10 protein-coding genes are annotated in these 13,730 nt (G+C 67.3%); all 10 read right to left on the reverse strand.

Annotation, left to right across the window (positions count from 1 at the left end):
- Positions 1 to 60: 60 nt before the first annotated feature.
- The 10 genes from PFLCHA0_RS18375 to cobN all read right to left on the reverse strand — a co-directional run bounded on the left by PFLCHA0_RS18375 (position 61) and on the right by cobN (position 13,730).
- The gene (locus tag PFLCHA0_RS18375) at positions 61 to 573 is read right to left on the reverse strand and encodes a hypothetical protein (protein WP_015636070.1); all 513 of its coding nucleotides are present in this window, start codon (positions 571 to 573) and stop codon (positions 61 to 63) included.
- An 81-nt stretch (positions 574 to 654) separates the two neighbouring features.
- Complete coding sequence (locus PFLCHA0_RS18380; RefSeq protein WP_015636071.1) at positions 655 to 1,629, reverse strand: cyclase family protein; 975 nt, start codon at positions 1,627 to 1,629, stop codon at positions 655 to 657.
- Positions 1,630 to 1,821: 192 nt separating this feature from the next.
- The gene (locus PFLCHA0_RS18385) at positions 1,822 to 2,580 is read right to left on the reverse strand and encodes an SDR family oxidoreductase (protein ID WP_011061923.1); all 759 of its coding nucleotides are present in this window, start codon (positions 2,578 to 2,580) and stop codon (positions 1,822 to 1,824) included.
- Between the two features lie 48 nt (positions 2,581 to 2,628).
- On the reverse strand, positions 2,629 to 4,077 hold the full coding sequence (locus tag PFLCHA0_RS18390) for an aldehyde dehydrogenase family protein (RefSeq protein ID WP_015636072.1): 1,449 nt from the start codon (positions 4,075 to 4,077) through the stop codon (positions 2,629 to 2,631).
- 4 nt (positions 4,078 to 4,081) lie between these two features.
- Complete coding sequence (locus PFLCHA0_RS18395) at positions 4,082 to 5,194, reverse strand: tartrate dehydrogenase (protein WP_015636073.1); 1,113 nt, start codon at positions 5,192 to 5,194, stop codon at positions 4,082 to 4,084.
- Between the two features lie 161 nt (positions 5,195 to 5,355).
- A complete protein-coding gene (locus tag PFLCHA0_RS18400; RefSeq protein ID WP_015636074.1) occupies positions 5,356 to 6,258 on the reverse strand; it encodes a LysR family transcriptional regulator in 903 nt (300 codons plus the stop codon).
- 84 nt (positions 6,259 to 6,342) lie between these two features.
- Positions 6,343 to 7,989 (reverse strand): phospholipase D-like domain-containing protein, encoded by a 1,647-nt coding sequence (locus tag PFLCHA0_RS18405; RefSeq protein WP_041752347.1) that lies wholly within the window; start codon positions 7,987 to 7,989, stop codon positions 6,343 to 6,345.
- 181 nt (positions 7,990 to 8,170) lie between these two features.
- Positions 8,171 to 8,767: a vWA domain-containing protein gene (locus PFLCHA0_RS18410; protein WP_077934426.1), complete on the reverse strand. Its 597-nt coding sequence runs from the start codon at positions 8,765 to 8,767 to the stop codon at positions 8,171 to 8,173.
- Between the two features lie 53 nt (positions 8,768 to 8,820).
- Positions 8,821 to 9,828 carry an ATP-binding protein gene (locus tag PFLCHA0_RS18415; RefSeq protein WP_041752348.1) on the reverse strand — a complete coding sequence of 336 codons (1,008 nt, stop codon included), beginning with the start codon at positions 9,826 to 9,828 and terminating at the stop codon, positions 8,821 to 8,823.
- Positions 9,829 to 9,956: 128 nt separating this feature from the next.
- Positions 9,957 to 13,730: a cobaltochelatase subunit CobN gene (gene cobN, locus PFLCHA0_RS18420; protein ID WP_015636078.1), complete on the reverse strand. Its 3,774-nt coding sequence runs from the start codon at positions 13,728 to 13,730 to the stop codon at positions 9,957 to 9,959.

Raw genomic sequence — 13,730 nt, forward strand, 5'->3', positions numbered from 1 at the left:
GCGCAAGGGCCCTCGGCCGGGGTGACTGCCCATCAGTGTAGGTAGTGTTGCGCCAGGTGCTCAGGTCAGCGCGGCCTGGGCATCCAGACGCAGCAGTTGCAAGGGTTCCAGAGTGGAACCCTGCAAAGATTCCCCGGCATACAGCGCCTCGTTGGCCATGGCCATTTCAGCGCTGCGGCCGGCAACCATTTCGTAGGTTTTGCGCGGCAGGACCTGGCTCCAGCCGTTTTCAAAGGTGTTGTAGGCCAGGGTCAGCGCGGCGGTGAAATAATGCTGGCCGGCCACCGGAATCCGCACCTCCTGGCCCGCCTCATCCAGGGCGATGAAGTGATTGGGCAAGTGCTCCACCCCCAGGCGCTTGAGCACGATCCAGGCCAGGGCCGATGGCACGAAGACGTTGAGTTTTTCTGCGGCGATGGCCGAGTAGCCACGCTCCTGCAGCAGTTGGACGATGTCGTCTTCACTGGCCTCGGGGTGGCCGGCCATCAACTCCAGGGTATCGAGCACACCCTGATGGGCACTGGCATGATCCAGGCAGCAACTGCAGTCCGGCGAATGTGAATCGTCATGCATGATCGGTCGATGATCCCTATCGGTCTTGGTGAGGGGGCGCAGGATAAACCCTGCGCCTGCCTCGCCACCAGCAAACAGCGGTTACTTGATGACGATGGGGTTCACCGGCGCTCCGCTGCCGCCGACGATCTTCAGCGGCGCGGCGGTGTAGAGGAAGGTCCACTGGCCATCGACGGCGCAATCCTCGGCCAGTTCTTCAAGCAGCACGATCTCGGTGAAGGCGATCCCCAGGTTGCGCATCAGCGCGCAATGCAGGGGAATCTGCACCCCGGACACCGGGTCGGTGATCACCTCGTTGGCGATGGTGTCGGTGACCAGATTGGGGATCTCCATCTGGTTGAACCAGTCCACCAGTTCCCGGCTGTAGGTCAGCCCGGGTTCCACCAGGTCCTTGAAGAACTCGGTCTTGCCGTACTCGTAGAAGGCGCCCATGGAACCGGTGCGGATGATGAGGATGTCGCGCTTCTCGATGGCCACGCCCTGGGCCTGGGCAGCGGCCAGCAGGTCCAGGTGGTTGAAGGTCTCGCCGCGCCCCAGGTACTTCTTGCCGCGGTGCCGGGCCATGTCGATCAGCACCGCACGGCCCACCACGCCGCGCTCGGCAATCGGCAACACACTGGCCTTGGCCATGCCGCCGACAGTGCTGCTGGCGTCGTAGCCGTTCCACAGCTGGTTGTCGTACCAGGCATGGCCCAGGGCGTCGTACTGGGTCGAGCCCTGCAGCTGCATGAAGATCACGTCGTCGCAGTACTCGGCGCCACCGGTCATGGAGGGCTGCTTGCCGGCCTGATAGTGGCTGCGGTCCAGGGTATTGAAACGCATCGACGGGTTGCGTGCCGGCCACATCGGGTCGCCGCCGGGATGGCCGATCTGCACTTGCAGGGTGAAGGTCTTGCCCTGGCGCACGGCGGCCACGCCCCGCAGTACCTCGGCCTGTTGCAGGTAGTTGAGGGCACCGACTTCGTCGTCCGGGCCCCACTTGCCCCAGTTCTTGGGCAGGCCTTCAAGCAGTTGCCGGGTATTGGGGTGGTTCTTGTCGTTCTCGATCCCACACATGTCGAATGCACTCCATTGATTGGGTTGAAACGGGCGAAAATGCTGGCGTGGCCTTGCCTGGCGATCAACCGTCAAGCCCCGGCGTCCCCTGGAACCTTGCGGCCCTGCGGGCCGTTCGCAGCCTGCGGCAGCGGCTACACGAAGCGCGGATCACGCGCGCCGGGGCTCTGGCCTGGAGGGTTTTACAGATCATCAGACGCAACGTCCACCATCCACTTCCAGACAGGTGCCGGTGATGAAGGCCGCCTCGTCAGAGGCCAGGTACAGGCAGGCGTTGGCCACATCCTGGGGGGTGGAGAAGCGCCCCAGGGGAATGGTGGCCATGAACTTCTGGCGGTTTTCCGGGGTGTCCGGCACCCCCATGAACTCACTGAGCAGGGCTGTGGCGCCCACCACCGGGTTGACGCAGTTGACGCGGATGTTGTCCGGCCCCAGCTCGGCGGCCATGGTCTTGCTCATCACCACCACCGCGCCCTTGCTGCCGTTGTACCAGACCAGCCCCGGACGCGGCCGGATCGCCGCCGTGGAGGCGATGTTGATGAACACCCCGCCGCCCTGGCCACGAAAATGCGGCACGAAGTGCTTGGCGCTGAGGAAGATGCTTTTGACGTTGACCGCGAACACCCGGTCGAACTCGGCCTCGTCCACTTCCAGCATCGGCCGGTTGCGGTGGGTGGTGCCGGCGTTGTTGACCACGATGTCCAGGCCGCCGTATTGCTCCAGGGTGTTGCGCAGCAGCGCGGCAACGCTGGCGTCCTGGGCCACGTTGACCTCGATGAAGTGGGCCTGGCCGCCGGCATCGCGGATTTCCTGCGCCACCCGCTGGCCGCCCGTGGCGTTCATGTCGGCGATTACAACCCGGGCGCCCTGCTGGGCGAAGGTCTTGGCGATGCCTTCACCAAAGCCGGAACCGGCGCCGGTGACAATGGCAGTTTTATGGGCTAGACGCATGCTAGTGACTCCTGTTTTTGTTGTTATTGGCCGCCGTAGTGGCGGCCCTCAGTCGTGACGAATGGCGATGGTCTTCAAGGCGGTAAAACCCAGCAGGGCCTCGAAGCCCTTCTCGCGCCCGTAGCCGCTGGCCTTGACTCCGCCAAAGGGCAGTTCGACGCCGCCACCGGCGCCGTAGTTGTTGATGAACACCTGGCCACAGCGCAGCTTGTGAGCCATGCGCAACTGACGCGCACCGTCCCGGGTCCAGACCCCGGCCACCAGGCCGAAGGCGCTGTCGTTGGCCAGGCCAATGGCCTCGGCCTCGTCCTCGAAGGGCATCACCGCCAGCACCGGGCCGAACACTTCCTCCCGGGCCAGGCGACTGTCTGGCGGCACATCGCGAAACAGCACCGCTTCGTGGAAGTAGCCGCCGCTGCCGGCCTCGGCCACCACCTGCCCACGCGCCGCCACCCGGATACCGGCGGCCTCGGCCTCGCGGACGAACTCCCGGACCTGGCGCAGCTGTTTCTGGTTGATCAGCGGGCCCATGTCCAGGTCCAGCTCCGAGGGCCCGGCGCGCAGTTGGCCAAAGCACTGGGCCAGGCGTTCCAGCAGCGGTTCATACAGGCTGCGCTGCACCAGCAGGCGGCTGCCGGCGGAACAGGTCTGGCCGCAGTTCTGCACGATGGCGTTGATCAGCACGGGCAGCGCCCGCTCCACATCGGCATCGGCGAAGACGATCTGCGGCGACTTGCCGCCCAGCTCCAGGGTTACCGGGCAATGCCGTTCGGCCGCCGCCTTGGCCACCAGGGCGCCGGTGCCGGTTGAACCGGTGAACGAGATATGCGCGACGCCAGGATGGGCGCACAACGCGGCACCGGCTTCGTGGCCATAGCCGCTGACCACATTCAGGCTGCCCGCCGGGAAGCCGACCTGGGCCGCCAGCTCCGCCAGCCGCAGCAGCGACAGGCTGGCGTCCTCGGCGGGCTTGACCACGCAGGCATTGCCCGCCGCCAGGGCGGCGCCGACGCTGCGGCCGAAGATCTGCATCGGGTAGTTCCAGGGAATGATGTGCCCGGTAACGCCATGGGGCTCGCGCACCGTGAGCACGGTGTAACCGGCCTGATAGGGCAAGGTCTCGCCGTGGAGCTTGTCGGCGGCCCCGGCGTAGTACTCGAAATAGCGCGCCAGGGCGGTGGCGTCGGCGCGGGCCACCTTGAGTGCCTTGCCGGTGTCCCGGGCTTCGATCTGCGCCAGCTCTTCATGGTGCTCCAGCACTGCATGACTCAGGCGCGCCAGCAGACGCCCCCGCTCCAGGGCCGAGAGGCAGCCCCAGGGGCCGTCGAAATTGTCCCCCAGGGCCCGTTGCGCGGCCTGCACCGCCAGGTCGATGTCCTCGGCGGTGCCCCGGGCGATACGCGCATAGCTGATGCCGGTACTGGGGTCCTGCACCGGAATGTCCTCGGCCCAGGACGAGGCTTGCCATTGGTTGTCGATGTAGTGTTCCAGACTCATCAGCTCAGCTCCTGTTTCCAGCCAGACACTCGGCAATCGCCCGCCCCACTTCCACGGTACTGGCATTGCCGCCCATTTCCCGGGTGCGCGGCCCTTCGGCGAGCACCGTCTCGATGCTTTCGACAATCGCCGCCGCGGCCCGCTGGTAAAGTTCATCGCCCCGCCCCAGGTGTTCGATCATCAGGGCCGCCGACCAGATCTGGCCGATCGGATTGGCCACGCCGAGACCGGCGATATCCGGCGCCGAACCATGCACCGGCTCGAACAGCGAGGGGTACAGGCGCTCCGGGTTGAGGTTGGCCGAGGGCGCAATGCCGATGGTGCCGGTGCAGGCCGGGCCCAGGTCGGAGAGGATGTCGCCGAACAGGTTGGAGGCCACCACCACGTCGAACCAGTCCGGGTGCTGGACGAAGTGCGCGCAGAGAATGTCGATGTGGAACTTGCGGGTCGCGACCTGAGGGTAGGCCTGGGCCAGCGCCTCCACCCGTTCGTCCCAGAACGGCATGGTGATGGCGATGCCGTTGGACTTGGTGGCCGCCACCAGGTTGCGCCGGGGCCGGCGGCTGGCAAGTTCGAAGGCGTAGTTCACCACCCGGTCCACACCATGGCGGGAAAACACCGACTCCTGCAGGGCAATCTCCCGCGGGGTGCCCTCCCACATGCGCCCGCCGACGCTGGAATACTCGCCCTCGGTGTTTTCCCGCACCACGATGAAATCGATGTCCCCGGGCGCCCGCCCGGCCAGCGGGCACGGCACCCCGGGCATCAGGCGCACCGGGCGGATGTTCACGTACTGGTCGAACTGGCGGCGGATCTTCAGCAGCGAATCCCAGACCGCAATATGGTCGGGCACGATGTCCGGCGCGCCCACGGCGCCGAAGAAGATCGCCTCGTGGCCACCGATCTGCTGCGCCCAGTCGTCGGGCATCATGCTGCCATGGGCCTGGTAGTGCTCGCTGCACCAGTTGAAATGATCGAATTGCAAGGCGATGCCGAAGCGCCGGCTGACGGCTTCCAGCACACGCAGGCCTTCGGGGACCACTTCGCGGCCGATGCCGTCACCGGCGATCACCGCAATGCGATGGGGAGGTTTTACAGCGGGATTGATCCTGGACAAGCCGTCTCTCCTGGTCTGACGTGTTGTTGTTATGGAGGCAGGTCAAGCGCACGGGCGAGCCCATTCTGGCCACAGCGCGGGGCCAGTGGGAATTGCTCATTATGGAAACCGCCTTCGCAAAATTCGAAGGCACGCGGGAAGAGTCCTGCTATGACCGGCGGCTAGCCCGCGGCTGCCGCGGCCTGCCCGCAACCGGCCAGGTAGTCGAACAGCTCGCGACTGGCCAGGGACGGCTGTTCCTGGCGCCGGCAGAGGTACATCTGGCGGTCGGCCCAGGGGTCGTCGATTTCGATAAAACGCAAGGCCATCTCCTTGCGAAAGATCTGCACCGCTCCCTGGGGCAGCACCCCCACGCCCTGCCCTGCGGCGATCAGCCGGCACACGGCCTCGAAGCTGCGCACCTGCACCCGCAGGCGCAAGGGCATGCTCACCGCCGCGGCCGCCTCGCTGATCAGGGGAGTGATCGCGGCGTTGTCCTCCAGGCCGACGAAGTCATAGCCCAACAGGTCCTGAAAGCGCGCGTGGCTCATCTTGAACGGGTGGTCCTGGGGCACGATCAGGCACAACCGGTCGCGGCAATAAGGGATGAAATGCAGGTCCTGGCCCCGTGGCCGGGTGGTGACGATGCCCACATCGGCCACGCCGTCACGCACCGCCAGGAGGATCTCGCGGCTGCGCTCCTCGCGGATGTCCACGCGAATGCCCGGGTGCAGGTCGCTCCACTGGGTCAATTGCCGGGGCAGTTCCTGGCTCATGGCCGAACTGTTGGCGTACAGGCTGACCCGGCCGGTGGCGCCCTTGGCGAAGTCGGCCAGGTCGGCGTGCATCACATCCACCGCCCGCAACAGCGAGCGGGCGTGCTCGGCCAGGGCCTGCCCCGCCGCCGTCGGCAATACCCCGGTGGAGGTGCGGGTCAGCAGCGCCACCTTGAAATGCTGCTCCAGGAGCGACAGGCGCCGGCTCGCGGCGGACAGCGACAGGTGCGACTGCTCGGCGGCCCGGGACAGGTTGCCCAGGGTCAGGGCCTTGAGAAACAGCTCGATGGAGGTCAGGTCCGGGGCCATGGCAGGGTCCTTGTGCGCGGTCCGTGAAAACTACCCAGTCGGGCGCGCCCTGTCCAACCTTGTGGCGGCTGCTCGCAGCCCCGGTCAGCGCCCGGAAAAACGCAGCCGCGACAGCTGGCGCAGATCCCCTTCCAGGTAGTAGGCGTTGCTCCAGCTGTCGTCCACCGCCAGGGGCTGGACCTGCTTGAGGGCCAGTTGCCTGGCGAAGTAGCGGAAGCGGTAGTGTTCGTAGAACCGCAGCAGCTCCAGGCCGTAGCGGTCCGCCAGGTCGGTGTCGCCGCGGATGATCAGGAAGTTCTCGTCATTGCTCTGGCTCGCGCCGACGCTGAGGTTGTGACTGCCGCTGATGATCACCGGCGCCTGGCTGGTGAAGTCGGTGACGATGGCCTTGGTGTGCACCAGCAGGTTGCCCTTCTGGCCTTTGAGCCCCTCCTTGAGCCAGCCCTCCAGGCCATTGTTGAGCAAGGCGGTGGCGGCGAACTCGGCCGTGCGGTCGGCGTGAAAACCGGTGATGCGGCTGGCGGTGTTCTGCAGGCCGTAGCGCAACACATCGTCGTGGGGCTGGCCGAGCAAGGCATCGAGAATGCTGTCGGGCAAGGCGAAGGCGGTGACGAACAGCAGGTCGCGGCGGGCGCCGTTGATGATATCGACGAACTCCGCGAGGTCGCCCTGGCCGCTGCGCGGGGAAAACCCGGCGAACAGCGGCGCCTGCGGCTGCATGGGGTTGTTCCGGGTCAGCCATGTGCGCGTGGCGCCGACATCCGCCGGCGTCGCCCAGACCTGCTCGAACACCTCCAGGTAGCGCGTGGCGATGTCCACGTGGTCGAGGCTGTGCAACACGTTGGCCTGACGGTAGACGCCATTGGCGGTGAAGTTGGTGCTGCCGCACAGCACCGACTGGGGCTGGCGCTGGCCGGCGGCGTCGAGGCGGCCGAGGACGATGAACTTGTCGTGGAAGATCGCGTGGGTCACCCGCCCGCGCTTATTGACCTCGGGCAGGTGCTGCAGGCTGGCCTGGTTCATCGTGGTGTCGGCATCGCCGGGGGCGGCGTGGTACAGCACCCGCACCTGTACGCCGCGGTCGAAAGCCGCGTTGACGGCATCGATGATCGCCTGCAACTGGTACTCGTAGATGGCGATGTCCAGGCTCCAGCTGGCGTCCGTGGCGCGCTGAATGAACCCCAGCAGCGCCTCCAGCAGGCCGTTTTCCAACCACTGGCGGGGCGCGTCCGGCCACTTTTCGATGGGCAGGTTCTTGTTGGCGCTGAGCAACGCATCGAGCTCGGGAAACTTGCGCGAGAACGCCTGGCTGGCAGCCACCGCACGGTTGAAGATCACCCGCTGGCCGGGAGGCTGGCCGTTGTCGGCGGTGATGCTCAACTGCAGGGACTCGCCCAGTTGCGGCGCGTCCGGGCTGCCATAGGCCAGGTGCACCCGGTAGTTGAGGGTGGCACCGGGGTTGACCGCGTAGTCGGCCCAGCGGAATTTCTGCAGGGGCGCCTGATCGCTGGGGGTGGCGTTGTATTGGGGGAAGGTATGGGCCTTGCCGGGGAAGGTCAGGCTGTTGAACAGAAACAGCCAGGGCTTGCTGCCGGTCTGTTTTTCGATGGCAAAACCCAGCAGGCCCTGGCGCCGCGACGCATCCAGGTCCATGGCCAGCAGCACCCCGTTGGTTCCGGCATAGGCCTTGACCCGGAAATCGTCCTTGTCGTTACGCACCAGTACCCGCATGAAGTCACTCCTGTGAAAGACAGCGCAAAGCGTAGCCGCTTCCCGCTCCGGCATGCCAAGGCAAATCCCTGTAGGAGCCGGCTTGCCGGCGAAGAGGCCCGTGTGACTTGCACCGCCAGGCCGGACGCTTTCGCTGGCAAGCCAGCTCCTACGGGGGATGTGCGGTGTGTCGGGGAGGTAGTCAGTCGATATGCTGGTAGACAGCGTTGAGCCGAGTCGCAAGTTCGCGGGCGCGGCCCAGGCGGATCGGGCCTCGTTCGATGTCGAGCAGCAAGGTCGGGCAGTTCAGGGGCCTGGGCGGTGGCAGGTTCTTCAGCCGGCCATCGGTGATCAGCAGCACGCGCTGCTGCTCCGCCGGCAGGCGCCGTTGGCGTTGTTCCAGCCACTGGGCCGCTTCGTTCAGGGCTTGGGGCAAGGGCGTGCCGCCGCCGGCACCCAGGCCGTCGAGCCAGTGCCGCAGGTCCCTGGAGGCCTTCAGGCCCTGGACCTGCCAGCTCGGCGCACGGCCGCTGGCAGTGAGCAGGGCCAGGCGTGCACGCTGGCGGTAAGCGTCGTCGAACAGTTGCGCCAGCAGGCCCTTGGCATCGCTCAGGGCGCTGTGCCGGCGGGTCGAGGCCGACGCGTCGACTATCACCAGCCACAGCTCATGGGGCGAGCGGCTGCGCAAGCGAAACAGCAGGTCTGCACGCAACCGTGGACGGCCTTTGAGCAAGGTGCCGGGCCAGTTGACCGAACCGGCGCTGGCCTCGCGGCTTTTGCCTTGCCGGCCGTGATCCAGGTGCCCCGCCCGGGGCTTGGCATCCGCCCCCCGGTCAGTGCGGGGGCGGATGCCTAGGGCTTTTTTGGCCAGCTGGGCACCTCACGACGGGCGCCGGTGGGCAGGGCCTGGGCCGGCATTTCGCCCCATTGGCCCTGGCCTTCGCTGGGGTTGGCGTTGGCTGGCGCCGGTGCCTGGGGGCTTTGCCCGGACTGTGGCGCGCTGGGCGGTGTCTCCCGCCGCCGGTGGCGCAAGGCGAACTCGGCCACGGCGTCGATATCCTCCTCGGCAATCGCCGGGGCGCCACGCCAGGCGGCATGGGCGCGGGCCGCGCGCAGCCAGACCAGGTCGGCGCGCAGGCCGTCCACGGCAGCAGCAAAGCAGCGCTCGGTAATCAGCGCCAGGGCCTGGTCGTCCAGCGGGATGCTGGCCAGGGCGGCCCGCGCCTGTTGGCAGCGCTCGCGCAATGCCGCCTGGGGTTCGGCCCACTGGGCGCAGAAGCCCTGGGGATCGCTGTCGAAATCCAGGCGGCGGCGGATGATCTGCCCCCGCTCCTGGGGCGCGGGCTGGCCGCTGAGGGCGACGTTGAGGCCAAAACGGTCCAGCAGTTGCGGACGTAGTTCGCCCTCCTCCGGGTTCATGGTGCCGATCAGCACGAACTTCGCCGAATGGCGGTGGGAAATACCGTCGCGCTCGATCAGGTTGGTGCCGCTGGCGGCCACGTCCAGCAACAGGTCCACCAAGTGGTCAGGCAGCAGGTTGACTTCATCGACGTAGAGCACGCCGCCGTCGGCCTTGGCCAGCACCCCCGGAGAAAATTGCGCCCGGCCCTGGCCCAGGGCGGCGTCCAGGTCCAGGGTGCCCACCAGACGCTCTTCGGTGGCGCCCAGGGGCAAGGTGACGAACTGCCCGCTGGCCAACAGGTCCGCCAGGCCCCGGGCCAGGGTCGACTTGGCCATGCCCCGTGGGCCTTCGATCAGCACGCCGCCGATCTTCGGGTCGATGGCGGTCAGGCACAGGGCCAGTTTCAGTGCTTCGGCGCCGACCACGGCGGACAGCGGGAAATGTGGGGTGTCGCTCATGTCAGGGTCTCGCTTGGGTCGGGGGGTGTCCCGCAGGACGCTTTCGCGAGCAAGCTCGCTCCTACAACGGCAATGCCAGCCCTGTAGGAGCGAGCTTGCTCGCGATCGAGTGCGCAGCACTCGCCGCCTCAGGAATCTTCTTCTATATCCAGCAGCAGGTGTTCCAGGGCTTCACGATAATCGCCGGGCTCTTGCCACAGGCCACGCTGCTGAGCTTCCAGCAGGCGCTCGGTCATGTCGCGCAGGGCGTGGGGATTATGCTGACGGACGAACTCGCGGGTCGAGCCATCGAGCAGATAGGCATCGGCCAGCAAGGCGTACTGGTGATCGTCGATCAGTTCGGTGGTGGCGTCGAAGGCGAACAGGTTGTCCAGGGTCGCGGCCATTTCGAAGGCGCCCTTGTAGCCATGGCGCTTGACCCCTTCGATCCACTTCGGGTTGGCCGCCCGGGAACGGATCACCCGGTTCAGTTCTTCCTTGAGGGTACGGATCTTCGGCAGGTCCGGCTGGCTGTGGTCGCCGTGGTAGCTGGCGGCCTTGGCCCCACTGAGGCTTTCCACCGCCGCCAGCATGCCGCCCTGGAACTGGTAGTAGTCGTTGGAGTCCAGCAGGTCGTGCTCGCGGTTGTCCTGGTTCTGCAGCACCGCCTGCACCCGGCTCAGGCGGGTGGCGAACTGCTCGCGGGCGGCAGTGCCTTCGTCGCTGCCACCATAGGCGTAGCCACCCCAGTTCAGGTAGACCTCGGCCAGGTCCTCGCGGCTCTGCCACAGGCGGCCGTCGATGGCGCCCTGGACCCCGGCGCCATAGGCCCCCGGCTTGGCGCCGAAGATCCGCCAGCCGGCCTGGCGCGAGGCGGCGTCGGCATCCAGCCCCGACGCCTCCAGGGCCGCGCGCTCGGCACGCACCCTGGCCGCCAGCGGGTTCAAGTCCTCGGGTTCATCGAGAGCCGCTACCGCCTGCACCGCCGCATCGAACAGGCGGATCAGGTTGGCGAAGGCATCGCGGAAGAACCCGGACACCCGCAGGGTTACGTCGACCCGCGGCCGGTCCAGCAGGCTCAGGGGCAGGATCTCGAAGTCATCGACCCGCTGGCTGCCGGTGGCCCACACCGGGCGTACCCCCATCAGGGCCATGGCCTGGGCGATGTCATCACCGCCGGTGCGCATGGTGGCGGTGCCCCAGACCGACAGGCCCAATTGCAGCAGGTGGTCGCCGTGATCCTGCAAGTGGCGTTCGAGAATCAGGTTGGCCGACTGGAAACCGATGCGCCAGGCGGTGGTGGTGGGCAGGTTGCGCACATCCACCGAGTAGAAGTTGCGCCCGGTGGGCAGCACGTCCAGGCGCCCGCGGCTTGGCGCGCCACTGGGGCCGGCAGGCACGAAACGCCCGTTCAGGGCGTCCAGCAGGCCGCGCATTTCCGCCGGGCCACAGGCGTCCAGACGCGGTGCGACCACCTCGCGCAGGCCGTCGATGATGCTCTGCACCGGCTCCCAGCCGGGTTCGTCCAGCTGTGGGACGGGCCCTTGCAGCGCCGCTTCGATCAACCCGGCGGCGTAGAGCTCCAGGCGCTCGCGAACGTCACCGGCGGTGCGCCACAGCGCCTCGCTCAACTGTTGCAGCACGGGCGGGCGGCGCCCGGTCCAGGGCTCGGACAGGGCACAGTCCAGGGGGTCGAAACCCAGGCCGAAAGCCTTGGCCAGGGCCCGCAGCAGGCTGGCATGGGCGCCTTTGCCGTCGCCCCGGGGAATGCGTAGCAGGGCCAACAGGGTGTCGATGCGCAAGCGCCCCTTGGGGGACTCACCGAACAGGTGCAGGCCATCGCGGATCTGCGATTCCTTGAGGTCGCACAGGTAGGTGTCCAGGCGCGGCAGCCAGAGCGCGGCGTCGGCGTCGCTGTCGAGCTGTTCGCCCAATTGCAGCTCGCGGTCGATATGGGTCTCGCGCACCAGCTTGAGAATGTCCCGCTGCAGCTCCCGGGCCCGGCGCGGGTCCAGCAACTGGGCTTCGTAGTATTCGTCCGCCAGCAGTTCCAGGTTGCGCAGCGGGCCATAGGTCTCGGCGCGGGTCAGGGGCGGCATCAGGTGATCGATGATCACCGCCTGGGTGCGGCGCTTGGCCTGGGCGCCCTCCCCCGGGTCGTTGACGATAAAGGGATAGATGTTCGGCAACGGCCCCAGCAGCGCATCCGGCCAGCATTGCTCGGAAAGGCCCACGCCCTTGCCCGGCAGCCATTCCAGGTTGCCGTGCTTGCCGACATGGATCAGCGCGTGGGCGCCGTAGGCCTGGCGCAGCCAGAAGTAGAACGCCAGGTAGCCATGGGGCGGCACCAGGTCCGGGTCGTGGTAGACCGCGCTGGGGTCCACCTGGTAACCCCGGGCCGGCTGGATACCGACGAAGGTCAGGCCAAAGCGCAGGCCGGCGATCATCATCCGCCCGTTGCGGCACATCGGGTCCTGCTGCGGCGTGCCCCAGCGCGCCAGCACCGCTTGGCGGTTGGCTTCGGGCAGGGCCTGGAACAGCGTCAGGTAGTCGGCCATGGCCAGGCTTTGCTGGCAGGGGCGCTGGTCGAGGCTGTCCAGGTCGTTGCTCACCCCACCCAGCAACTGCTGGATCAACTCGGTGCCGCTGGCGGGCAGTTCGGCCGGCAGCGGATAGCCTTCGGCGTGCAGTGCCTTGAGGATGTTCAGCGCCGCCGCCGGGGTGTCCAGGCCTACACCGTTGCCGATGCGCCCGTCCCGGGTCGGGTAGTTGGCCAGTACCAGGGCCACGCGTTTGTGGCCGTTGTCCAGGCGCCCCAGTTCGACCCAGCGCCGGGCCAGTTCGGCGACGAAATCCATGCGTTCGGGCTGGCCGCGATAGCAGACCACGTCCGACTGGCTGCGCTCGCTGCGCCAGGCCAGGTCCTTGAAGCTGATGGGCCGGCTGATGATGCGCCCGTCCAGTTCCGGCAAGGCGATGTGCATGGCCAGGTCCCGCGGCCCCAGGCCCTGCTCGCTGTCACGCCAGCCCGGTTCGTTGTCCTGGGCGCAGATCGCCTGGATCACCGGGATATTGCGGCGGAACGGCCGCAGGTGCGGGGCTTCGGGGCTGGACTGGGCGAAGCCTGTGGTGTTGAGGATCACCCCGGCCGCGGTTTCATCCAGCCAGTCTTCCACCTGGCTCAGGCAGCCCGGTTCCTTGAGGCTGGCCACCGCTATCGGCAAGGGGTTGAGGCCCGCCGCCAGCAAGCGCTGGCAGAACAGGTCGATAAAGCCGGTGTTGGCCGCCTGCAGGTGGGAGCGGTAGAACAGCAGCGCCGCCACGGCTTGCCCCGGCTGCCAGTCGGCCTGCCAGTCACTGAGAGCAGCCTGGCTTTTGTGCGGGTGGTAGATCGCCGTGCGTGGCAGGGCCTGCGGTTCGCTCCAGGGGTAGTCGCGCCCCAACAGGCCGCTGGCCAGGCAGCGGTAGAAATTCAGCGCGTTGTCGCGCCCGCCCTGGCGCAGGAACTGCCACAGGCGGTCGCGTTCGCCGGCAGCCACCGTGCTCAAGTCGCTGAGTTCCGGGTCCGGGCGGTCGTCCCCCGGCACCAGGATCAACTGCACCCCGCGCCTGGACAGCTCCACCAACTGCTCGACGCCGTAGCGCCAGTAGGCGATGCCACCGTGCAGGGAAATCAGGATGACCTTGGCGTGGCGCAGCACCTGGTCCACATACAGGTCCACCGAGGCGTGGTTCTGCACCTGCATCGGATTGGCCAGGCGAAAGCTGGGGTAGTCCTCGGGCAATTGCTCGGCGGCGTCCGCCAGCAGCGCCAGGCTGGAATCGCCGCTGCACAGGATCACCAGCTCGGCGGGGGTTTGTCCCAGGTCGGCAATGTTGTCATCCGACACGAAACCGCCGGGCTGGGTCCTGAGCAGGTGCAT

It is taken from the genome of Pseudomonas protegens CHA0 (assembly GCF_000397205.1).
GTDB lineage: Bacteria > Pseudomonadota > Gammaproteobacteria > Pseudomonadales > Pseudomonadaceae > Aquipseudomonas > Aquipseudomonas protegens.

Bases quoted from the DNA above. Each gene is read 5' to 3' on its own strand.
- PFLCHA0_RS18415 (WP_041752348.1), bottom strand. From the start codon at position 9,828: ATGAGCGACACCCCACATTTCCCGCTGTCCGCCGTGGTCGGCGCCGAA.
- cobN (WP_015636078.1), bottom strand. From the start codon at position 13,730: ATGCACCTGCTCAGGACCCAGCCCGGCGGTTTCGTGTCGGATGACAAC.
- PFLCHA0_RS18385 (WP_011061923.1), bottom strand. From the start codon at position 2,580: ATGCGTCTAGCCCATAAAACTGCCATTGTCACCGGCGCCGGTTCCGGC.
- PFLCHA0_RS18390 (WP_015636072.1), bottom strand. From the start codon at position 4,077: ATGAGTCTGGAACACTACATCGACAACCAATGGCAAGCCTCGTCCTGG.
- PFLCHA0_RS18405 (WP_041752347.1), bottom strand. From the start codon at position 7,989: ATGCGGGTACTGGTGCGTAACGACAAGGACGATTTCCGGGTCAAGGCC.
- PFLCHA0_RS18400 (WP_015636074.1), bottom strand. From the start codon at position 6,258: ATGGCCCCGGACCTGACCTCCATCGAGCTGTTTCTCAAGGCCCTGACC.
- PFLCHA0_RS18380 (WP_015636071.1), bottom strand. From the start codon at position 1,629: ATGTGTGGGATCGAGAACGACAAGAACCACCCCAATACCCGGCAACTG.
- PFLCHA0_RS18375 (WP_015636070.1), bottom strand. From the start codon at position 573: ATGCATGACGATTCACATTCGCCGGACTGCAGTTGCTGCCTGGATCAT.